The organism is Streptomyces diacarni (assembly GCF_003323715.1).
GTDB lineage: Bacteria > Actinomycetota > Actinomycetes > Streptomycetales > Streptomycetaceae > Streptomyces > Streptomyces diacarni.
In genome coordinates this window covers 80,989-101,851 of record NZ_QOIN01000061.1, presented here as the reverse complement: position 1 = coordinate 101,851, position 20,863 = coordinate 80,989, and the positions used below count along the sequence as shown (strand labels likewise).

The window sequence follows — 20,863 nt, the reverse complement described above, 5'->3', positions numbered from 1 at the left end:
GCCGACTTCCCTCTGCTTTCCCTTGTCACGTTGTGCACGTGCGCGCCCCACTCCGCCGCGTTTTTTACGGCCAGCGGCGCGGCACGTCAACAGATATTCCCACCTACCCCCCGGTACGCGGTAACGCGTCCCTGGTTTCGGAAATCGTATTCCACCATCCGAGAGGCTGTCACCCCCGCAGGACCCCCCACTCCTTCGCAGGAAAATCGCCATCAATCTCCCTGAAACAGACAGAATCCGGCCTAAGATCGGCCCGCACACTGCCTCTGCACTTCATGGGAGACCCGCAACATGGCTCAGGGCACGGTCAAGTGGTTCAACGCCGAGAAGGGATACGGCTTCATCGCTCAGGAGAGCGGCGGACCGGACGTCTTCGTGCACTACAGCTCGATCGACAGCGAGGGATACCGGAGTCTCGAGGACTCCCAGCGCGTCGAGTTCGAGATCACCCAGGGCCGCAAGGGGCCCCAGGCCGACGGGGTCCGCGTGGTCGGCTGACGCCGAGGCACCCCCGCACGACGAGAGGGCTCCCGCCGTGGTGACGGCGGGAGCCCTCTCGCTCCGCGAATGTTTCAGTGACACCGACCCGCCAGCTCGCCTCGCGGCAAGTGGGCGCTCGAAGCGCCTATGGTTGGGCCCGGGGGCATGGATCGGGCCGGTGCCACCTCCAGGCTAACAAACCACCCCGGGCTCGCACTTCCCCTCGACCGGTCCTCCTTGAACGGACGGCTCCACCCGCAGGTCGCCCCCCGTCAGCCCGCCGGTCGGCCCACCGGTCAGTCGGCCCGCAACAGGTCGGGGGCGCCCGTCTCGTCGGGGAGGTCCGCTGCCGTGCTGAGGACCTCGAGGCGCTGGGTGGCGCGGGTGAGGGCGACGTACAGGGTTCGCAGCCCGGCGGGCGACTCGTCGGCGATCTGGGCCGGTGAGACGACGAGCGAGGCGTCGTACTCGAGCCCCTTCGCCTCCAGGCTGCCGAGCGCGACGATCCGCTCCCCGAGCCCCGCGAGCCACCCGCGGGCCTCCTCGCGCCTGGCCATGGCGACGACGACGCCGACGGTGCCCTCCACCTCCTCCAGCAGTTGTGCGGCGGCCTCGCGGACGGAGGCGCCGAGGTCGTCGCCCGCCACGGTGAACCCGGGTTCGACGCCGGTGGAGCGCACGGCGCGCGGCGGCGCTGTGCCCGGCATGGCCAGGGCGAGCACCCGGTCGGCGAGGACAGCCAGCTCGGCCGGGTTGCGGTAGTTGACGGTGAGCTCGAAGCGGCGCCTGGGCCGCTTGCCGAGGGCTTCGTCGCGGGCGGCGGCGGCCTCGTCGGGGTCGGTCCAGGAGGACTGCGCGGGGTCGCCGACGATCGTCCAGGTGGCGTGGCGTCCGCGCCGCGCCACCATGCGCCACTGCATGGGGGTGAGGTCCTGGGCCTCGTCGACGATGACGTGCGCGTACTCGGTACGTTCCTGGGCGCCCCCGCCCGGGCCCTGGTACGCCCGCCGCGCACCGGCGTCGCGGTCGGCCGCGGTGGTCAGCTCCTCCAGGCCGGACAGCTGGTCGAGGGGGTCGGCCTCGCGTTTCCTGGGGCGGGCCGGGGTACCCAGGAGGGTGCGCAGTTCGTCGAGGAGCGCGATGTCGTGGACGGACAGTTCGCCCTCGCCGAGGGGGGTGAGCCGGGCGGCGAGCGCGCGGGCGAGGGTGCGGACCTCCGCGGGCCGCAGCACGCGCCGGGCCCAGCGGGCGAGCCGGCTCTCGTCTGCCATGGCGCCGAGGACCTGGCGCGGGGTCACCTCGGGCCACCAGGCCTCGAGGAAGGCGGTGAAGTCGTCCTCGCCCGCGATGTCCTCGTCGAAGCCCGCCCGTAGCTCCGCCGCCAGTTCGGGGTCGTCGTGCCGGCGGCGGGCACCGGACTTGTCCCACAGGGCGTCGAGCAGGAGTTTGCGCGCGCGGGGGCGCATCAGGTTGACGGGCGCCGTGCCGCCGAGGACCTGCTGGCGTACGGCGGCGAGCTCGGTGGCGTCGAGTTCGACGCGCGCCCCGAACGCGACCACGCGCAGCCGCTCGGGCACGGGGGCGCGCAGGCCCATATCGAGCGCCCCGCGTGCGGCTTTGCGCAGCACCTTCACCATGCGCGCCGAGCCCTTGACGCGGGCGACGCGCTGTGCGTCGTACGTGGTGGCCGTGGCGCCCGCCGTCTCCTGAGCGAGGGAGCCCAGCGCGCGGATGGCGACCTGCCCCTCCTCCCCGAGGGAGGGCAGGACACCTTCGGTGTAGGAGACCAGGAGCGGGGTGGGCGAGACGATGAGGATGCCCCCGGCGTAGCGGCGCCGGTCCTGGTAGAGCAGGTAGGCGGCGCGGTGCAGGGCGACGGCGGTCTTGCCGGTGCCGGGGCCCCCTTCGACCTCGGTGACGGAGGCGGCGGGCGCGCGGATCACCTCGTCCTGCTCGGCCTGGATGGAGGCGACGATGTCGCGCATGGTGTGGCCGCGCGCCTGGCCGAGGGCGGCCATGAGGGCGCCGTCGCCGACGACGGCCAGCGCCTCCCCGTCGAGCCGTGCCGTGGCCTCGGGGCGCAGCAGGTCGTCCTCGACGCTGTGCACACGGCGGCCCTTGCTGCGGATCACGCGGCGGCGCACCACGCGGCCCGGAGCGACGGGTGTCGCGCGGTAGAAGGGGGCGGCGGCGGGGGCGCGCCAGTCGATGACGAGGGGCGTGTAGTCGGCGTCGAGGACGCCGAGACGGCCGATGTGCAGGGTCTCCGCGATATCCGCGATCTTGACCGTGCCCGTGCCCCCGTTGCCGTTCGCGTCGGTGTCGGTGGCCTCGCGGAGGGCGCCGTCGGCGGGCTCCACCGAGATGTAGGCGCCGTCGGGACCGCGTTCGCCGGTCTTGCCTTCGAGCAGGTCGATACGGCCGAAGAGGAAGTCCTCGAACTCGCTGTTGAGGCGGTTGAGGTGGATGCCGGCGCGGAAGACCTGCGCGTCGCGTTCGGCCAGGGCGCCGGGCGTGCCGACCTGGCCCCGTTTGGAGGCGTCGTCCATGAGGAACTCGGCCTCGTGGATCTTCTCCTCCAGCCGCAGGTAGACCCGGTCGAGATGGCTCTGCTCCGCGCGGATCTCGCGGTCGCGGACGCTCTGTGGCTCCGCTGTGTGCTGCGCGTTCAACGCGGCGGCCCCCTTCTGCTCTCCCTAGGGCAGCCGTCAACCGTACGCGATTCCGCCCCGCCGGGCGGCCCCTGTCACCGAGCCCCGGGCGCCAGCGGGTGACTCCGCAGGCGCACGCCGTGGTGGCGGCGCAGCCTGCGGGTCTCCAGCAGGCCGAGAGCCGTCACGGTCACCGGCGCGCCGAGGATGAAGACGACGCCGAGTCGCAGGCCGAGCCCGTGGAGGTCCCCGGTGACCAGATCGGGCACGGCCGTCAGCCACGCGGTGACCGTCGCGAGCACCGGCGGCAGGGCGCGGTGCACGGCGGCCGTACCGAAGAAGTTGGCGTTCAGCCGTACGGCGGCGCAGCCCAGGAACGCCAGCAGCCACAGGCCCAGCGGGCCCAGGAGCAGCACGAAGAGCCCCGACGTGGGCGCCACGCGCAAAACGGTGAAGGTCAGCAGCGCGGTCCCCACGAACCGCAGCAGCAGGATCAGCGACCCCCACAGCGAGCCGCGCAGCGGCCGGATGGGGCCACCGGACCGCCACACCATGAGCAGCACCCCGACGGTCAGCGGCGTGACGACCAGCAGCACCAGCGAGGCCACCACCACGTTCTCCAGCGCCTCCTCCAGGGAGAAGCCACCCGCGACCACGGTGTAGACGCCCAGAGCGGTCACCAGCCCGGCGACGACACGGACGCGTTTGAGGCCTTCGACCAGGGGGTCCACCGGTTCCGGTATCCACGGCGGGTCGAAGACGCGGCGCGCCGCGTTCTGCGGCCGTGCGAGCCGGCGCCGTGGTGCGGCGCCCCGCCCGGGCCCGTGGCCGTACGCGCCCGGGCCGGGTCGGTGGCCGTAGGCGCCCGGCCCGGACCGGTGGCCGTACGTGCCCGGGCCGGACCGGTGGCCATGGGGGACCCTGCCGTTGCCGTAACCACCTTGGCCAGTCACGTAGTTCGCCCCCCGTTCGGCCGCTCCATGATCGGCAGGTGAGTCTAGGCCCCGACAGGGCGGGCCTACAGCTGGGAGCCGCCGCCGTCGACGACCAGCTCGGCGCCCGTGGTGTAGGTGGCGTCGAAGGCGAGGAACACCACCGCCCTGGCGATCTCGGCCGGTGTCCCCATGCGCCCCATGGGGTTGTCCGCGGCCATCCCCGCCTTGGTCTGCTCGGCGGCGTCCTTCGGCATCGACTTCTCCAGGATCCCGGAGTCGATGGGGCCGGGGCTGACCGCGTTGACCCGGATGCCGTGCGGCAGGAGTTCCCGGGCCATCGAGCGGGCCATCGAGCGCAGCGCCGCCTTGCCGGCCGCGTAGGCGCTGAGCATGGGCAGCCCCAGGGCGTTGGCGACCGAGGTGGTGAGCACCACGCCGCTGCCCGCGGGCAGCAACGGAACGAACTTCTGCACCGTGAAGTACGGGCCCTTGGCGTTGATGGTCATGAGCTGGTCGAAGAGTTCCTCGCTCGTCTCCCCGAACGGCGCGAACCCGTTGACGCCGGCGTTGGCGAACAGGGCGTCGACCGTGCCGAACTCGGTCTTCACCCGGTCCGCCAGCGCATCGGTGTCGGACAGCGACCCGGCGTCGCTGACCACCGTGATCGCCTGCGGGCCGAGCTGTTCGCCTGCGGCGTCGAGCCGGGCCCGGTCACGCCCGGTGACGAGCACCCGCGCCCCCTCGTCCACGAGCAACTGTGCCGTGGCCAGCCCGAACCCGCTGCTGCCGCCGGTGATCACGGCCTTCTTTCCCTCGAACCTGCCCATGACGGACACACTCCTTCGACGAAGACTGGTGGTTTCCCCTTCCGGCGGGCCGCCCCGACCGGACACCCACGAGTCAACAGCCGTCGGACCAGGGCGGTCCAAGACCTGTTCCGCACCCCGTCATGCGGCATCCGCATGACGGATAGGGTGTCGGTGTGCCAGACAAAGCCCCGCTTTCGTCAGCGCCAAGTCCCGGCCCTGACCTCGATCTGCGGCTCGTGCGGTACTTCACGGTCGTCGCCGAGCACCTCAACTTCGCCCGGGCGGCCGCGGCGCTGCACGTCGCCCAGCCCTCGCTGAGCCGCCAGATCCAGCGGCTGGAAGACGCCCTCGGGGTGCGCCTGCTGGAGCGCACCCCCCAGGGCAGCACGCTGACCGCGGCCGGAGCGGCCTTCCTTCCGCAGGCACAGGCGCTGCTGCACAACGCCCGGCATGCGGTGACCACCGCCCGCGACGCCGCGCCCCCGCGCACGATCACCGTCGGTTACGTCGAGGACCTCGTCATCACCCTCGCGGTGCGGGACCTGCGGCGCCGCTTCCCCACCGCGCACGTGCGCACCCGCCACCTGGACTGGGACGAGGCCCGCGCCCTGCCCGACGGCCGGGTGGACGCCCTCGTCCTGCGCACCCCCTTGCCGATCCCCGCCGACGGCCTCCAGGTGACGGTCCTCTACGACGAACCCCGCGCGCTCCTCGTGCCGACCGACCACCGGCTCGCCGGCGAGGAGTCCCTCACCTCGGCGGACTTCGCCGACGAGCCCCTGGTGGCCTGCGCCGGTATGGCCGCGGTGTGGACCGGCTTCTGGCGGCTCGACCCGCGCTCGGACGGCAGCCCGGCCCCCCTCGGTCCGCTGCTCGTCGACACCTTCGAGGACAAGCTGGAGGTCGTCGCCGACGGCCGGGCCGTCGCCCTGGTGCCGGTCGGGGACCGACGCTGCTTTCTCCGCGACGACCTGGTCACCGTGCCCGTCGAGGACATCGAACCCTGCCAGGTGGTCGTCGCCACCCGCCACGCGGACCCCCACCCGCTCCTCGGCCCCTTCCGCGCCTGTGCGAAGGAGAACCTCGTCCGCGGGGCCTGACGCGCGGAGTCCCGCCGTCACCTGTCACCGGGCGAGCAGCCGGCGAACTCCGCCCACACCACCTTTCCCGGGTTCCGCTCCCCCACCCCCCACTTGTCCGCCAGCGTCTCGACGAGGAGCAGGCCCCGGCCCGACTCGGCCTCGCCGTCCGGGCGCCCGACGCGGGGTGCGCCGTCACCGCTGTCGTGCACCTCCACGCGGAGCAGGCCGTCATGATCCAGCCAGATCATGACGCGGAACCCCCGTCCGGGCGGTACGCCGTGCAGCAGCGCGTTCGTCGCGATCTCGCTGACGCAGACGAGTACGTCGTCGCGCCGCTCGCCCACACCCCAGGCGGTGAGCGCCTCCCGTACAAATGCGCGAGAACGGGGAATGGAACGGCGCTCCCTGCGGTAGAAGTGCTCACGGAAATGGGGCAGATGAGTTTCCCGGTTCATGAGAGAACCGTCGCGATCTGTGGATACGCTCACCAGGGAGGGAGGTCGTACAGCTCGGCTGTACGGCCCCGGCAAAACTCAACCGGGCGTGGGTTGGGGAGAGACATGGCTATGCCACAGAAGAAGCGTCAGAAGAATGCGTCCGCCATGAAGATGGTCGGCCAGTTGCTGGCCAACTACCGCCGCGTGGCGGGCTTCACGCAGTGCGGGCTCGCCAAACAGGCGTGTGTCGACGAGGAGACCATCGCCTCCATCGAACAGGGCCGACGCCCCCTCAAGAGCGACCTCGCGGAACTGTTGGACGACATCCTCGGAACGAAGAACTCGCTGGCGATCGCCGTCGCCAACCTCCCCGAGATGGACAAGTATCCGCTGTGGGCGGAGGAGTTCATCGATCGGGAGCGGGAAGCTTTGGCCATCGACTGGTTCGAGAACCAGGTGTTGCCCGGACTGTTGCAGACGGAGGATTACGCCCGAGCGGTTTTTCGGAGCAAAGAGCCGCCGTTGAGCGCGGACGAGCTTGAGGTCCAGGTTGCCGGTCGTATGGATCGTCAGAGCGTGTTCCACCGGAAGACTCCGCCCTCAGCGAGCTTCGTCATCTCTGAAGCCGTGTTGATGGACCGGCTAGGTGGAGACGCGGCTCGTCGCCAGCAGATGTGTCGCCTCCGGCGAGACTCGGACCTCCCGGGTGTCTCGATCCAGATCATGCCGCTCGGTCGAGAGACTCATGCCGGACTCGATGGCCCTTTCATCGTGCTGGAAACCCCCGAGAACGAGCAGTTGGGATACATGGAGACCCAGCGTGGCAGCATGCTCGTCTCCGAACCGAACGAGGTCAGCATTCTTGCTCGGAAGTATGCGATGCTGCGAACGCAGGCTCTCAACATCGAAGACTCCCGAAGCCTGCTAGATCGGCTGCTAGGAGAGGCATGAGCAACGCACAGTCCACACCCGGCACCGGCAACCTGGCGTGGTTCAAGTCCAGCTACAGCGGCAGCGAGGGCGGCGCCTGCCTCGAAGTCGCCTACACCTGGCACAAGTCCAGCTACAGCGGGACAGAAGGCGGCAACTGCCTGGAGGTGGCGAGTTGTTCGCGCGGCGTCGTGCACGTGCGGGACTCGAAGAACCCGGGCGGGCCCGCCCTCGCCCTCTCCCCCGCCGCCTGGGCGCGGTTCACCACCCACGCCACCACCACCCAACCCTGACTCGTCACCCCCTCAGGGGGTGACGCTCCTACATCAGGTCCTGCGCACCTCTCGGCCGCCACCACACGAGAGGTATCGGCCAGTGGACCCGGCCGGAGATCCCCGCGACGGCGGACGACGGTGACGGTGACGGCGCCAAGAACGCGGGCTCGACCGGTTCGGGCTCCACGGGCGGCGGCTCCGAACAGGAAGAGACCGGCCGCCGTCGCGCATACTCGGGGCTCCTGGACCGCCCCCGGCACCCCGCCGTGCGGTCCGCACCGCGCCTCCTTACCGAACGCCTTCCCGAGCCGGTGAGGTTGGGCGAGGTGGCGCGCGCGGCGGGGCACGCCCCAGAGCGGAGGGGCAGCACACCCGGGCCCACGGGGGATGTTCCGTCTCGCCGTGCGCTGCCGCAACCGGGCAGCACGGGCCGCACGGGGGTCGGCCTGCACACCGTCCTGCGCCTGCCCGCCGACCTCTCCCGCGTCCTGGACGAGGCATCGGCGTCCGGACTCTGACTGCCCTCGGAGTCGGCACGCCCGGCCGGAGAGGTGGAGGGGGACCTTCCCGGTCGCAGCCCTCGATAAGTTTCCCGTTCCCGTGAACTTCCTCCCAGGGCTCGGCATCACAACTGATGCGCGCCCGGCGATCCCGTGGCGGCGCGCCGGATTGAACCGGTGATCCCGCGTTCCCGTGAAGCCAGTGCGAGCTTCGGCGGCGGCGTCCGGCTCCGTGCCCCACGGATGGCGGAGCGAGCGCACGCGTCGCCGCCGCGCGCAGCACCCCCACCGACGCCACACCGCAGATGCGGAGCACTCCCAGATGACTGTCAGAAAGCCGAGCCGTAAGGTCGTTGCCGCTGTCGCCGGCGGCGGGGCGCTGCTCGTGGCCACCCCACTGGTCGCCCACGCCGTCATCTCCCGCGACACCCCTCCGACCGTCGCCGCCAAGGGCGCCGCGCTGGTCGACGTGAGCGGCAAGAGCGGCAAGTCGGTCTTCACCAAGGAAGCCGACACCGTCCGCCCCATCGCGAGCACGACGAAGATCATGGTCGCCACTGTCGTCCTCGACACCGAGAACGTGGACCTGGGGCGCCGGGTTCCGGTCGAGCAGGCGTACCGCGACTACGTCACCGAGCACCACGCCAGCACGGCTGATCTTCAGACGGGCGACAAGCTCACCGTCCGCCAGCTGCTCTATGCCGCGCTGCTGCCGTCGGGCGCCGACGCCGCCTACGCGCTGGCCGACACCTTCGGTGAGGGCGACACCAAGACTCAGCGGGTGAAGTCGTTCGTCGGGAAGATGAACGCCAAGGCCGACTCGCTGCACCTGAACAAGACGAGGTTCTCCACCTTCGACGGGACGGGCGAGGACGCCAGCACCCCGAAGGAACTGGTGCAGCTGGCCCGGCACGCGATGCGGAACTCCGTCTTCCGCAAGGCCGTCAAGACGGAGAAGTTCAAGAGCGAGGCCCCGGCCGCCAACGGCCGTACCCGCTACTACACCTGGAACAACACCAACCATCTCCTCGACGCGTACGACGGCGTGATCGGCATCAAGACCGGGACCACCGCCAAGGCGGGCGAGTGCCTGGTGTTCGCCGCCACCCGTGGCGACAAGGAGTTCGTCGGCGCGGTCCTCAACAGCAAGGACAGGTTCCAGGACGCGGCCAAACTGCTGGACCACGGCTTCGGGTCCGACGACGCGAAGGACATGGAGATCGAGGAAGAACCGTCGGACGGCGCGCAGGACTGACGGCCCCCCTGCCCGCGCGGGTGGGCGGGGGCGTCACCCCGCCCCGGCAAGGACCGTGACCACGGACCGGTGCACGGCCGCCGTGTCGGGCGGGGTGCCCGTGCGGTCGGCGAAGAGCAGATGCGCGGCGCCGATCAGCGTCGGGGCCAGGACGTCGATGTCGGCGTCGGCCGCGACGCGGCCGAGGCCGCGTTCGGCGGCGAGGTAGGCGGCGATCATCGCCGTGGCCTCGGCGAGCAGCGGGACGCCCGTGGGGCGGGACGCGCGCAGCCGGGCCCGCAGTTCGTCGCGTGAGGTGACCAGTCCGACGATCGCGACGGCGACGGACTCGAACACCGTCGTCAGCGCCTCTGTGAGGTTGTCGGCGACGGTGCGGCTCCCGGCCGCGTCGCACAGTGCGCGGGTCTGCGCGTCGAGCCGGGCGATGCGGTCGAGGACGAGTGCGGCGAGGAAGCCGTCGAAGTCGGCGAAGTGCCGGTGCAGTACGCCTTTGGCGCAGTCGGCTTCCGTGGTGACGGCCCGGCTGGTGAGCGCGCTGGGCCCTTCCCGCAGCAGGACGCGTTCGGCGGCGTCGAAGAGCCTGCCGCGTACGTCGCTCAGGTGCACTCCGGTCGGCACTCGCATCCCTTTCCGTTGCCTAGTGGGCATGTGCCCACTACGGTGGGCGCATGCCCACTCTACCGCCGGACGGCGCACAGTCCGCCACGCCCGCATCCCATCAGGAACGCCGGATGGCCGAATCGTTCGGCGTGGACGCCGCACGCTACGACCGGGCGCGGCCCCGCTATCCGGAAGCGCTGGTACGGCGGATCGCCGCCGGCAGTCCGGGCCCCTCCGTGCTCGACGTCGGCTGCGGCACCGGAATCGCCGCCCGCCAGTTCGAGGCAGTCGGCTGCCACGTCCTCGGCCTCGACGTGGACGCACGCATGGCCGCCTTCGCGCGGCGCGGCGGCGTCGAGACCGAGGTGGCGGCGTTCGAGGACTGGGACGCGGCCGGGCGCGTGTTCGACGCCGTGGTCGCGGGCCAGACCTGGCACTGGGTCGACCCCGTCGCCGGGGCGGCCAAGGCGGCCCGGGTGCTGCGCCCGGACGGCAGGCTGGCCCTCTTCTGGAACGTCCCCGCGCCCTCGCCCGAGGTCGCGGCGGCCTTCCACGACGTGCACCAGCGGGTGCTGCCTCACGAGCCGCTCAACCAGTGGGCGAAGCCCGCCCTCGACGGGCACGTGGCACTGCTCGCGACGGCCGCCGACGGGATACGGCGGGCCGGTGCGTTCGACGAGCCGGAGGAGTGGCGGTTCACCTGGGAGCGGTCCTACACGCGCGACGCCTGGCTGGACCAGATCCCCACCAGCGGGGTGGCGGCCCGGATGCCGGCCGCCACGCTCCGGGAACTGATGGCGGCGACCGGTGCCGCCATCGACGCCATGGGCGGCGCGTTCACGATGCCGTACACCTCCGTGGTGGTCACCGCGCGGCGGACCGCCACCGGCAGTTGAGCCGACGCGGAGGCCGGTGCCGGTGCCGGTGGGGGGCGGGCCGGTGTAGCACGCCTGCCGGCTACGGCGTGCCGCCCTCGTCCTCCCCGCCGCCCGCGACGACCTCGCACGCCAGTGCCACGAGATCGGGGACGGCCGGGTGTCCTGGGCCCTCGCGCCAGGCGAGGACCACGGGTACGGCAGGCGCGTCCACCAGCGGACGGTAGACCAGCGAGGGGTGCGTGTGGTTGCGCGGCGTGGCCGTCGTGGACACCCCCACGGCACGGTCCGCGGCGATCGCGATGAGCCACTCGTCGGTGTTGGCCACCTCGATGGCCCCCACGGGCCGGGCGGTGGGCGGCCACAGGTCCATCGTGGTCGTGCCCGAGACGGTGTTGAGGGCGATCGGGCGGGTGGCGAGGTCCGCCAGCGTCACCTGCGGCAGCGCGGCCAGCGAGCTGTCCGCCGAGACGACCGCCACCCGCTCCTCCCGCAGCAGCAGGCGCGTGGCGATCCCCGAGACGGTGACGGTGCCGCGCAGCAGAGCCACGTCGACCGCGCCCCGCGTGAGCCCCGCCGTGGCGTCGTCGATCCGCCGCAGCTCCAGCGGCACGCCCGGATGCGCCTCGTCCCAGCGGCGCATCAGCGGCACGGTGTGGTCGCCGAGCGCCGCCCAGGTGTGGCCGAGCCGCAGCGGCCAGGCCGTCAGCCCGCGGGGGTCGAGCGCGACCTCGACCGCGGCGAGGGCGGCCGCCGCCTTGTCACGGAACGCGCGTCCGGCGGCCGTGAGTTCGAGATGGTGCGTGGAACGGTCCACGAGGCGGGTCCGCAGGTGGTCCTCGAGCTGGCGCAGCGTGCGCGAGAGCGCGGGCTGCCCCACGTGGAGGCGGGCGGCGGCACGGGTGACACTGCCCGCCTCGGCGATCGCGAGGAAGGCCCGCAGGTGGCGCAGCTCCATGGTCATGCCTCCCGAGCATAACCACTGCGGAATCGGCATTTCACCCGCGTAGGAAGAATCCCTAGCGTGAAGGCCATGACCTCCACCGCGCCCGATCCCGCCACCGCGGCGTCCGCGCCCGTGCCTGCCGCCACGCCCGTGCCTGCCGCCACGTCCGCGCCTGCCGCGGCGTCCGTCTCTGCCGCCGCCTCCATGTCCGCAGGGGACACCGGGAAGCCCGGGAACACCGCGGGCGCCGGGAACACCGCGGGTGCCGGGCACGCCGGGTCGGAAGCGGCCGCCGGGCCTGAGGTCTCGGCGGTCCGTGTGCACGTCGGCGGGTCCACCGGGCGCGGCAGTCTCACCGGTGTCGGCCTCGTGCTGGCCGGGACGGTGTCCGTCCAGTTCGGGTCGGCCTTCGCCGCGCTGCTGTTCCCGCGGGCCGGGGCGCTCGGCACGGTCGCCCTGCGGATCGCGCTCGCCGCCGTCCTGCTGCTGCTCGTCACCCGCCCCCGGCTGCGCGGCTACACGCGCGCCGACTGGACCGTCGTCGCCGGCTTCGGCCTGGCCCTCGGCGGCATGAACATGCTCTTCTACCAGGCGATCGACCGCATCCCCCTCGGACCGGCCGTCACCCTCGAAGTGCTCGGGCCGCTGCTGCTGTCCGCCGTCACCTCCCGCCGCGCCGCCGGCCTGCTGTGGGCCGGCCTCGCACTGGCCGGCGTCTACCTGCTGGGCAGTGGCGGCTTCGACCAGCTCACCCTCCCCGGCGTCGCCTTCGCCCTGGGCGCCGGGGCGATGTGGGCCGCGTACATCCTGCTCAACGCCCGCGCGGGCGCCCGCTTCCCCCGCCTGGACGGCCTCGCCATCGCGATGAGCGTCGCCGCACTCGTCAGCCTGCCGCTCGGCCTCACCTCCGCCGGAACGACCCTGCTCGAACCCGGCGTGCTCGTACTGGGCCTGGCCATCGCGGTGATGTCCTCCGGCGTGCCCTACACCCTCGAACTGCTCGCGCTGCGCCGCCTGCCCGCGGCCACCTTCGCGGTCCTCACGAGCCTGGCACCGGCCGTCGCCGCGCTGGCCGGATACCTGGTGCTCCACCAGGGGCTGTCGGCGCTCCAGTGCGCCGCGATCGCGATGGTGGTCGCCGCGAGCGCGGGAGCGGTACGGACCGGCAGGCGGTGACCACGCCCCGCCTGCCGGTCAAGCCCGTACTCAGTCCGACATCGCGGCAGGGCCGCCGTCCTCCGGAGCGAGGAGGCCCGCCAGTACGCGGGTGACGAGGCGGTCGAAGAGGGCTTCGGCGGACTCCTCCCCCACGCCGTCCACGCCGCCCACGCCGCCGGCCCGCTGACCGGCAGCCTGCTGCCCGGCGGCGGCTCCCTGCCCGGCGGCCAGTGCGGCGACCAGGTGGGGGTGGTCGCCGTCCGTCGCGAGCGCGGTCAGATACGCGTGCTGGGCCTGCTGCCACTGCGGGAGCGCCCCCCTCCCGGCGGCGGCCTGGTCGAGTTCGGCGCGGCTGAGGGAGGCGACCACGGCGTTCATGACACCGATGGCCTCCAGCTTGCTCCGCGCGCTGCCGGGGGTGTCGGCGAGTACGGCCAGCGCCTGTTCGAGGTAGGCGACCCCGTGCGGGCCCAGGGGGCGGCGCGTGGCCGTCGCGTCCAGCAGCCACGGATGGGCGAGGTGGAGGCGACGGCTCTCCCGGGCGAGAGCGAGCAGCCCGGTCACGGGGCGACGGCGGTCCGCGCCCGGCCCCGACCGCGCCGAGGGGACATCCATCTCCGCGTGCACCTTGTCCACCATCAGCTCCAGCAGCTCGTCGCGGGTGGTCACGTACCGGTACAGGGACGCGGGTGCCGAGGCGAGGGCCCGCGCCACCGCCCGCATGGTGACGGCCGCGAGCCCCTGTTCGTCGGCCAGCGCGACGCCCGCCGCCGCGAGGTCCTCGCGGGCGAACGTCGGCGCCGGCCCCTTCCCCGCGCGTACGGGGCGCAGCCAGATGCTGCTCGGCGGCTCCTCGCGCACGGCCACCTCCTGTTCTGCGAACAACGTATGCGGTAGATTACCGGACAGGTACCGCGAACAACGATCGCAGTAAGGTCCGCAGAGGCTCGCACAGCGTCGCCACAGGGTGCGGACACAGCGTGCGGTCACAGTCCGAGGAGGGCGCGACCATGCCGGAACAGGCACCACCCGCAACGCACTGGAGTACGACCCGTTTCGCCGACAACGACGAGGTACGCCTCGCCTACGACACGTTCGAGGACGCCACCGAAGGCGCACCGCTCCTCCTGATCATGGGGCTCGGAGTGGCGCGGCACTGGTGGCCGACAGGGCTGTGCCAGGCCTTCGCCGACGCCGGATTCGCCGTCGCCCGCTACGACCAGCGCGACGCCGGCGACTCCAGCCGCATACCGGACACCGCCCCGAGCAATCCCCTCCGCAGCCTGCTGCGCGCCCGGCCCGCGCCCTACACGGCCGAGGACATGACCGACGACGCCGTGGCCGTCCTGGACGCGCTTAGCTGGGACCGCGCCCACGTCTTCGGCCACTCGCTGGGCGGCCTGCTCGCGCAACGGCTCGCCCTGCGCCACCCCGGCCGGGTGGCGAGCGTGACCACCTCCGCAGCGCTGCCCAGCGACGTCGCCGGCCTCCGCGTCCTGCGCTACCTCCGCCCCGGCCTGCTCACCCGGCTCGCCCGCGCCCGCTTCCCCGAGGGCCGCGAAAGCGACATCGAGGCGAGCGTCGCCGTCTGGCGCGGCGTCTCCTCCCCCGGCTACCCGTTCGACGAAGCGGCCGCCCGCGCCTGGGCCGAGGCGCAGGCGGACACCGGCCCCCGCGACACCAAGGCCCAGAGCCGGCAGATCGGCGCCCCCTGGCACGGCCCGGCCCTGCGCACCCTCGGGCACCCCACCCTCATCCTGCACGGCCAGGAAGACCCGATCCTGCGGGTGGCCGCGGCCCGGGCCACCGCCCGTACGGTCCCGGACTCGCGCCTGGTCACCTACCCCGGCGTCGGCCACGACCTCCCCGCCGCGCTGTGGCCCGACGTCGCCCGCCGAGTCGCCACCCTGGCCACCTCGACCACCCTGCGCCCCACCCGCCCCTGACCGGGGGCGGGGCGGCGCCTGGCGGTCGTCAGCGCACGGACGGGTGGGGCACCAGCGTGTCCCAGGAGGCCATGGCGGCGTGCGCCACCGCCAGGAGGTCGTCGCGTGTGGCACCGTCCCGCGCCTGAACGGAGAGGCCGAAGAGGACCGTGGCGTAGAACGCGGCGAGGGAGCGGGTGTCCGTGTCCGCGGGCACGTCGCCCTCCGCGACGCCGCGGTCGATCCGGTCGCGGAGCGAACGCTCCATCGCGCGGCGGTCGTCGCACAGCAGGGTGCGGACGGTCTCGTGCTCGGGAGCGCAGGTGGTCGCGGACAGCACGACCATGCAGCCCCGGGGGCTGCCCGGCTCGGTGTAGGCGCAGGCGTTGCCGCGGAGCGCCGCACCGATGGCCTCGCGCGCGGTGCTCTCCTCGCGCAGGGCGCGCGCGGTGACGCCGCCCTCGGTACGCCCGTAGAGCTCCACCGCCTCGCGGAAGAGCTGCTCCTTGGAGCCGAAGGCGGCGTAGAGGCTGGGTGGCCTGATGCCCATGGCGCCGGTCAGCTCGGCCAGCGAGGCCGCCTCGTAGCCCCGTTCCCAGAAGACGCGCATCGCCCGTTCGAGCGCGGCGTCCCGATCGAAGGCGCGCGGCCGCCCGCGTCCCGCTCCCATCCGGACCCCTTTCTGTAGCGCTCGTTTCCGAAAACCCTTGACGCCTGAGGATACTCGGGGAGTTAATTACGAAGCGATCGATACAGAAGTAGGCCCTGCGACGGCCCCGACCCCGAGTGAGGACTGCCATGACCACCACTACCGAGGACCGACCCACCAGCCACCCCCCGCTCACCGGCACGAGCGCACTGGTCACCGGCGGCAGCAGAGGCATCGGCGCCGCCATCGCCAGGCGGCTGGCGGCCGACGGAGCGGACGTCGCACTGACCTACGTCAGCGCCGAAGAGCGCGCCAAGGAGGTCGCCGAAGACATCCGCGCCCTCGGCCGCCGCGCCCTGGCCATCCGGGCCGACAGCGCCTCACCCACCGAACCGGTGGAGGCCGTGCACCGTACGGCCCGCGAGTTCGGGCGCCTCGACATCCTGGTCAACAACGCGGGCATCTTCCCCGCAGGCCCGCTGGAGGAGCTCACGCCCGACACCATCGACCGCGCCCTCGCCGTCCACGTCCGCGCCGCCCTGCTCGCCGCGCAAGCAGCCGCCGGCCACATGCGCGCAGGCGGCCGCATCGTCACCATCGGCAGCAACCTCGCCGACCGCGTGCCCCGCAGCGGCATCACCCTCTACGCCGCCTCCAAGTCCGCGCTCAACGGCCTCACCAAGGGCCTCGCCCGGGACCTGGGGCCCCGCGGCATCACCGCCAACCTCGTCCATCCCGGCTCCACGGACACCGACATGAACCCCGCCGACAGCGACAGGGCCGACGGACAGCGCGCCCTCACCGCGCTCGGCCGCTACGGCACCCCGGAAGGCATCGCGGCGACGGTCGCCCACCTGGTGCACCCCGACGCGGGCGGCACCACCGGTGCGGCTTTCACGGTGGACGCGGGGGCGAACGCGTAACGCTCGCGCGTTTACGCGGCTATGGGGCTACGGGCCGTAGGGCTTGCCCTGCGGGCGGTGCGCCGCGACAGGGGGTGCCACTCGTCGTGGCGTGCGGTCTGCGGGTGGATCGTGGTTGGTGGGGGCAGTTCCCCGCGCCCCTTCGGGGCGCGCCCTCACACCGGGGGCGAGTAGTGCTGGGGCCAGTCCCGCTCCTCGGGCGGCGGCAGGTTGCGGGCCGGAGTCTCCACCCGCGGAGCGTGCTCGGCGCGCCCGCCCCGCACCCGCTCCCATCCGGCCCGCGCCCTGGGATGGAACCGGCGCGCCGGCGGCACCAGCTTCCAGCCCCAGTGGATGAGCCGCCCGATCCTGCGCAGCCTGCGCTCGTCCCGCACCGTCCACACGTAACCGAGGCGGCGCCGCACGGCGGGCGGGAAGAATCCGACCGTGAACCACACCGAGGCCCGCGCCTGCGGCCCGCGCACCAGCCGCCACACCCCCTCGGGCAGCCACCCCAGCGCGGGCGGCTTCGCCAGCGCCGTCAGATCGAGCACGTCCCTGGCCGGCGTGTTGTCCTCCAGCACCTCCGCCGCCATACGGTCCCAGTACTCGCAAAAGTCCTCCCAACTGGCCGGCACGGGGCGCATGCTCATCCCGTACAACCGCCACCACTGCACGTGCTCGTCGAACAACCGGCGCTTCTGCGCCTGCGTCAGACCGGGCCCGAGCCGGTCCGCGACCAGGAGAGTCAGCACGAAGAAGGTGGCGTGCGCCCAGTAGAACGTGTCCGGGTCGAGGGCGTGATACGGGCGCCCTTCGCGGTCGGTCCCCTTGATGGTGTGGTGGTAGCCGCGCACCTGCCGCGCCGTCTCGACCGCACGCGGCCCGTCGTAGACGACACCGCCGATCGGATACAGCGAACGGAACAGCCGCTCCCACCGCTCCTCGAAGAAGCGCGAGTGCTCCGCGACCCCCGCGCCCAGCTGTGGATGCATGTTCTGCATCGCCCCGGCCCAGGGCGCCAGCAGGACGCCGCGCCAGTCACCGAAGTACTTCCAGGTCAGCGAGTCGGGACCCAGCGGTTCCGGCATGTCGCCTCGCACCATCGGGCGCTCCTTCCGCTCCGGGCGCGGCTGCCCGCTCGCAGCGTAGAGGCCGCGCGTGTCGACGTCAGCCCCCCGCCGAGGCCCCGCTCGCCGCCGCCGTCCGCGCGTCGAGCGCCTTCTTCAACGCGGGCCCGGCGACCCCCGCGCGGGCCGTCAGCTCCTTGAGCCGCCGGCGGTTGCGGTGCCGCACCCCCCAGCTCAGCTCGGGGCACAGCCGAGCCAGCGCCGCGAACGAGGCGAGCGCGGCGCGCGACGGCTCGACCCGGTCGACGGGATCGCTGCCCGTCAGCGTCGCCACGGCCTCCGCCCGCAGCAGACCAGGAAGCCGCTTGTCACGCACCGTGATCTCCTTGCGGCGCAGCGTCCGGGAGGCGACGGAGATCAGCCCCGCCCCGACCAGGTCGCTCTCGACCGCCAGACACGTCTCCCGGCGCTCCTTCTGCACGAGCGTGTGCCAGCGGCGGGCACGGGAGTGGCCCTCGACGGAGCGCAGGGCGCCGTCCAACACGGGATCACCGGTACGGCGGCCTCCCCCGACGGGCCGGGCCTTACCCCGGTCGTCCTTCAGGCACGCCCGCGCCTCGAGCTCGGCCAACGTGGCCGCCCTGATCGCATACCCCAACTCGTCCCCCCACTTCAGCCGCTCCTTCTCGACGTCGCACGCCAGCAGGAAGAGCCGCCTCGGCAAGCTGCCCGGTATCTGTTCCATACCCCCATCACAGCACGCCACCGAAACCCCGGGAACCCCGAAAAAGCCCTGATCAGCACACCAGAGAGCACCAAGATCGCGCCTGCACTCCGCAGACCAGGAGAGGGCACCGACACCACGCCGCCCCACCCCTGTGAAGGGGGTGCGGGTGGCGAAGCCCCCGCTCACGCGCGGCGAAGCCGCGCAAAACAACGAAGGCGAGGCGGCCCACGCTGTCCGTGGGCACACCTCGCCTCTCGCCTTCGTGGAGATGGCGGGAATCGAACCCGCGTCCAACGAAGTGGAAACAGGGCTTCTCCGAGCGCAGTCCGCTGCGATTTTCTCGGCCCCGGAGATCACGCGGACAAGTCTCCGACGGGCCCAGTCACTGTGTGATGTCCCGGCAGGCCCCGTGACCGGGCCTACGCGGTGAGTCCCCTTAGCTGATGCCAGGAACCGGGGCGGGAACTACCCCGGGCTGACACTTCGCAGGTCGCTGCTCAGGCAGCGAGGGCGAAGGAATCGCGCTTGGTGTTGGCGATTATTTTTTTGCGGCACGTGGTTAACGAGATCATTGCCGCGTTCCTCGGCTCGCTTCCCCTGCTTCGACGTTCGCTGTCGAAACCGATCATCCCCATGTTGAGTTGAGAAACTCCGCCCCGCTGTGAGGGCTGACGCCCATGGTACGTGACCTGGGCGCACCTGTGCCAACCATTTCGGGCCCTCCCCTATTCCGCCGGGCTCCCGGACGGGGCCCGGGGCCGGCGGGACGGCTACCTGGCCATGCTCCGCTGCCGCCGCCGGGCCGCGGACATCGCGCGGTCGGCCTCGCGCCGGTCCTGCTTCTCGCGGAGCGTGTGCCGCTTGTCGTACTCCTTCTTGCCTCGCGCGAGGGCGATCTCGACCTTGGCGCGGCCCCGGTAGAAGTAGAGCTGGAGGGGGACGAGGGTCAGGCCCGTCTCCTGGAGCTTGCCGGTGAGCTTGTCGATCTCCACGCGGTGCAGCAGCAGCTTCCGCTTGCGGCGGGCGGCGTGGTTGGTCCACGTGCCCTGCGCGTACTCGGGGATGTGGACGTTGTGCAGCCACACCTCGCCGCCGTCGACCTGGGCGAAGCCGTCGACGAGGGAGGCGCGGCCCATGCGCAGCGACTTGACCTCGGTGCCCGTCAGCGCGATGCCGCACTCGTAGGTGTCCAGCACCAGGTAGTCGTGGCGCGCCTTCTTGTTCTGCGCGACGAGCTTCCTGGCGTCCTTGTCGTCCTTGGCCTTCGCCTTGGTCCGTTGCGTCTTCATCTTCGCCATAGCCCGGCCATTCTCCCACTACGACCGGGCTTCGAGGCCACTCAATACTGTCCTCGCCCGCTGCATGGCCGCGTCCGTGTCGTGGACGGCGAGGTCGGGGGTGAGGCCCCGCCCCTCCACGTCGCGACCTGACGGAGTCGTGTAGTGACCGACCGTCAGCTCGGCGACGGAGCCGTCACTCTGGTGCTCGGGCATCTGCACGGAGCCCTTGCCGAAGGTGCGGGAGCCGACGACGACGGCGCGCCCCCGGTCCTGGAGCGCGCCGGTCAGCAGTTCGGCGGCGCTCATGGTGCCGCTGTCGACGAGGACGACGACGGGGCGGCGCTCCACGTCGACGCCGCCCGCTCCGCTGCCGGCGTCGTCGCGTTCGGCGTACAGGGCCCGCTGCCTGCCGTTGTCGTCGTAGGTGGCGACGAGGCCGCCGTCGAGGAAGGCGGACGCCGCGGTGACGGCCTCGTCGACCAGGCCGCCGGAGTTGCCCCGCAGGTCGAGGACGATGGCCCCGTCCGCGGGGACCTGCTCGCGGACGGCCTCGCGCACCCGTTCGCCCGCGCCGCGGGTGAAGGCGGCGACCTTGATGCGGGTGACGCCGTCACCCAGCCGCCGGACGCGCACGGACTCGGTCGTCAGCTGTGCGCGCCGCAGGGTGCGGGTCAGCTCGCGCCCGTCGCGTACGAGGTGCAGCGTGACGTGGGTGCCGGGTGCGGCGGCGCCGCTCGGCGCGTCCGAGCCGCGCAGCAGGGCGACGACGGAGGTCACGGGCTTGCCGGTCACCGGCTGCCCGGCCACGGAGCGCAGCCGGTCGCCGGACCGGACTCCGGCGTCGTCGGCGGGGCTGCCCGGCCGCACGCGGTCCACCTCGATCGCCGTGCGGCGGCCGTGCACCGGCCCGTCCTGCCGCCCGTCCCCGCTGCCGCCGTGCGTCCGCCCGCCGTCCCCTCGGAACCCCCCGTCACCCGTGCGGGTCTGGCGTACGGAGATGCCGACGCCGACGTAGCCGCCCTCCAGGGCGTGCCGCAGCTGCGCGTACTCGCGCGCCGTGTAGGCCGCGGACCAGCGGTCGCCGCTGCGGCTGACGACGACGTCGGCGTCGTCCCCGGCCCGCTCCCGCGCCTCGCGCGCGTTGCCGGGCGCCTCGCCCTTGCCGTCACCTCCGGCGCCGGGCCCGCCGGCCGCGGTGCGGTGCGCCGCCGCGTCGGAGCCCGCGGGGGAGCCGAGGGCGGTCAGCTCACCGCCGAAGGAGCCGGTGGCGGCGCCGGTCGCCAGCACGCCGACGAACACCAATGTCAGGGCCCCGCGCCGCGACCGGCGCGGGCGCGTATCGAGGAACCACGAGCCTGGCATGGTCCGGAGTGTAGG

General features: G+C 72.7%; 21 protein-coding genes and 1 other RNA gene. 9 read left to right on the top strand and 13 right to left on the bottom strand.

What is annotated here, in order from left to right:
• The first annotated feature begins 291 nt into the window (after positions 1-291).
• A complete protein-coding gene (locus tag DTL70_RS29045; protein WP_114013783.1) occupies positions 292-498 on the top strand; it encodes a cold-shock protein in 207 nt (68 codons plus the stop codon).
• A 278-nt stretch (positions 499-776) separates the two neighbouring features.
• Here the strand turns inward: DTL70_RS29045 and DTL70_RS29040 are convergent, their stop codons facing one another.
• The 3 genes from DTL70_RS29040 to DTL70_RS29030 form a co-directional block, all read right to left on the bottom strand.
• Complete coding sequence (locus DTL70_RS29040) at positions 777-3,152, bottom strand: HelD family protein (protein WP_114024978.1); 2,376 nt, start codon at positions 3,150-3,152, stop codon at positions 777-779.
• Between the two features lie 74 nt (positions 3,153-3,226).
• Positions 3,227-3,862, bottom strand: a complete 636-nt coding sequence (locus DTL70_RS29035) for a hypothetical protein (protein ID WP_114024977.1) — start codon at positions 3,860-3,862, stop codon at positions 3,227-3,229.
• 287 nt (positions 3,863-4,149) lie between these two features.
• A complete protein-coding gene (locus tag DTL70_RS29030; protein ID WP_114024976.1) occupies positions 4,150-4,893 on the bottom strand; it encodes an SDR family oxidoreductase in 744 nt (247 codons plus the stop codon).
• A gap of 155 nt (positions 4,894-5,048) precedes the next feature.
• Here DTL70_RS29030 and DTL70_RS29025 point away from each other — a divergent pair, with 155 nt between their 5' ends.
• A complete protein-coding gene (locus tag DTL70_RS29025; protein ID WP_114024975.1) occupies positions 5,049-5,975 on the top strand; it encodes a LysR family transcriptional regulator in 927 nt (308 codons plus the stop codon).
• Between the two features lie 17 nt (positions 5,976-5,992).
• Here the strand turns inward: DTL70_RS29025 and DTL70_RS29020 are convergent, their stop codons facing one another.
• On the bottom strand, positions 5,993-6,412 hold the full coding sequence (locus DTL70_RS29020) for an ATP-binding protein (RefSeq protein ID WP_114024974.1): 420 nt from the start codon (positions 6,410-6,412) through the stop codon (positions 5,993-5,995).
• Between the two features lie 111 nt (positions 6,413-6,523).
• Between DTL70_RS29020 and DTL70_RS29015 the strand changes: the two genes are divergently transcribed.
• The 3 genes from DTL70_RS29015 to DTL70_RS29005 all read left to right on the top strand — a co-directional run bounded on the left by DTL70_RS29015 (position 6,524) and on the right by DTL70_RS29005 (position 9,354).
• Positions 6,524-7,345 carry a helix-turn-helix domain-containing protein gene (locus DTL70_RS29015; protein WP_114025039.1) on the top strand — a complete coding sequence of 274 codons (822 nt, stop codon included), beginning with the start codon at positions 6,524-6,526 and terminating at the stop codon, positions 7,343-7,345.
• Positions 7,342-7,617, top strand: a complete 276-nt coding sequence (locus tag DTL70_RS29010) for a DUF397 domain-containing protein (protein ID WP_114024973.1) — start codon at positions 7,342-7,344, stop codon at positions 7,615-7,617. The genes DTL70_RS29015 and DTL70_RS29010 overlap by 4 nt, the downstream gene beginning before the upstream one ends.
• A gap of 804 nt (positions 7,618-8,421) precedes the next feature.
• Positions 8,422-9,354 carry a D-alanyl-D-alanine carboxypeptidase family protein gene (locus DTL70_RS29005; RefSeq protein WP_114024972.1) on the top strand — a complete coding sequence of 311 codons (933 nt, stop codon included), beginning with the start codon at positions 8,422-8,424 and terminating at the stop codon, positions 9,352-9,354.
• A gap of 33 nt (positions 9,355-9,387) precedes the next feature.
• Here the strand turns inward: DTL70_RS29005 and DTL70_RS29000 are convergent, their stop codons facing one another.
• Positions 9,388-9,972 (bottom strand): TetR/AcrR family transcriptional regulator, encoded by a 585-nt coding sequence (locus DTL70_RS29000; protein ID WP_114024971.1) that lies wholly within the window; start codon positions 9,970-9,972, stop codon positions 9,388-9,390.
• Between the two features lie 50 nt (positions 9,973-10,022).
• Between DTL70_RS29000 and DTL70_RS28995 the strand changes: the two genes are divergently transcribed.
• Positions 10,023-10,850, top strand: a complete 828-nt coding sequence (locus tag DTL70_RS28995; protein WP_220183668.1) for a class I SAM-dependent methyltransferase — start codon at positions 10,023-10,025, stop codon at positions 10,848-10,850.
• A gap of 61 nt (positions 10,851-10,911) precedes the next feature.
• Here DTL70_RS28995 and DTL70_RS28990 read toward each other — a convergent pair whose 3' ends face one another.
• A complete protein-coding gene (locus tag DTL70_RS28990; RefSeq protein WP_114024969.1) occupies positions 10,912-11,793 on the bottom strand; it encodes a LysR family transcriptional regulator in 882 nt (293 codons plus the stop codon).
• A 69-nt stretch (positions 11,794-11,862) separates the two neighbouring features.
• On the opposite strand from DTL70_RS28990, the gene DTL70_RS28985 reads away from it, so the two are divergent.
• Complete coding sequence (locus DTL70_RS28985) at positions 11,863-12,951, top strand: EamA family transporter (protein ID WP_245979945.1); 1,089 nt, start codon at positions 11,863-11,865, stop codon at positions 12,949-12,951.
• 30 nt (positions 12,952-12,981) lie between these two features.
• Here DTL70_RS28985 and DTL70_RS28980 read toward each other — a convergent pair whose 3' ends face one another.
• A complete protein-coding gene (locus DTL70_RS28980; protein WP_245979943.1) occupies positions 12,982-13,818 on the bottom strand; it encodes a TetR/AcrR family transcriptional regulator in 837 nt (278 codons plus the stop codon).
• A gap of 125 nt (positions 13,819-13,943) precedes the next feature.
• Here DTL70_RS28980 and DTL70_RS28975 point away from each other — a divergent pair, with 125 nt between their 5' ends.
• Entirely contained in the window at positions 13,944-14,879 is a 936-nt protein-coding gene (locus DTL70_RS28975; protein ID WP_114024968.1) for an alpha/beta fold hydrolase, read from the top strand.
• Between the two features lie 28 nt (positions 14,880-14,907).
• On the opposite strand, the gene DTL70_RS28970 is transcribed toward DTL70_RS28975, so the two are convergent.
• A complete protein-coding gene (locus DTL70_RS28970) occupies positions 14,908-15,528 on the bottom strand; it encodes a TetR/AcrR family transcriptional regulator (RefSeq protein WP_114024967.1) in 621 nt (206 codons plus the stop codon).
• A gap of 128 nt (positions 15,529-15,656) precedes the next feature.
• Here DTL70_RS28970 and DTL70_RS28965 point away from each other — a divergent pair, with 128 nt between their 5' ends.
• On the top strand, positions 15,657-16,430 hold the full coding sequence (locus DTL70_RS28965) for an SDR family NAD(P)-dependent oxidoreductase (RefSeq protein ID WP_114024966.1): 774 nt from the start codon (positions 15,657-15,659) through the stop codon (positions 16,428-16,430).
• A 155-nt stretch (positions 16,431-16,585) separates the two neighbouring features.
• Here the strand turns inward: DTL70_RS28965 and DTL70_RS28960 are convergent, their stop codons facing one another.
• The 5 genes from DTL70_RS28960 to DTL70_RS28940 all read right to left on the bottom strand — a co-directional run bounded on the left by DTL70_RS28960 (position 16,586) and on the right by DTL70_RS28940 (position 20,848).
• Positions 16,586-17,515, bottom strand: a complete 930-nt coding sequence (locus DTL70_RS28960; RefSeq protein WP_114024965.1) for an oxygenase MpaB family protein — start codon at positions 17,513-17,515, stop codon at positions 16,586-16,588.
• Between the two features lie 64 nt (positions 17,516-17,579).
• Complete coding sequence (locus DTL70_RS28955) at positions 17,580-18,224, bottom strand: GOLPH3/VPS74 family protein (protein ID WP_114013798.1); 645 nt, start codon at positions 18,222-18,224, stop codon at positions 17,580-17,582.
• Between the two features lie 242 nt (positions 18,225-18,466).
• Positions 18,467-18,839: a transfer-messenger RNA gene (gene ssrA / locus DTL70_RS28950) on the bottom strand.
• Positions 18,840-18,976: 137 nt separating this feature from the next.
• Entirely contained in the window at positions 18,977-19,504 is a 528-nt protein-coding gene (gene smpB, locus DTL70_RS28945) for an SsrA-binding protein SmpB (protein ID WP_114024964.1), read from the bottom strand.
• An 18-nt stretch (positions 19,505-19,522) separates the two neighbouring features.
• Positions 19,523-20,848: a S41 family peptidase gene (locus tag DTL70_RS28940; RefSeq protein ID WP_114024963.1), complete on the bottom strand. Its 1,326-nt coding sequence runs from the start codon at positions 20,846-20,848 to the stop codon at positions 19,523-19,525.
• Positions 20,849-20,863 lie beyond the last annotated feature (15 nt).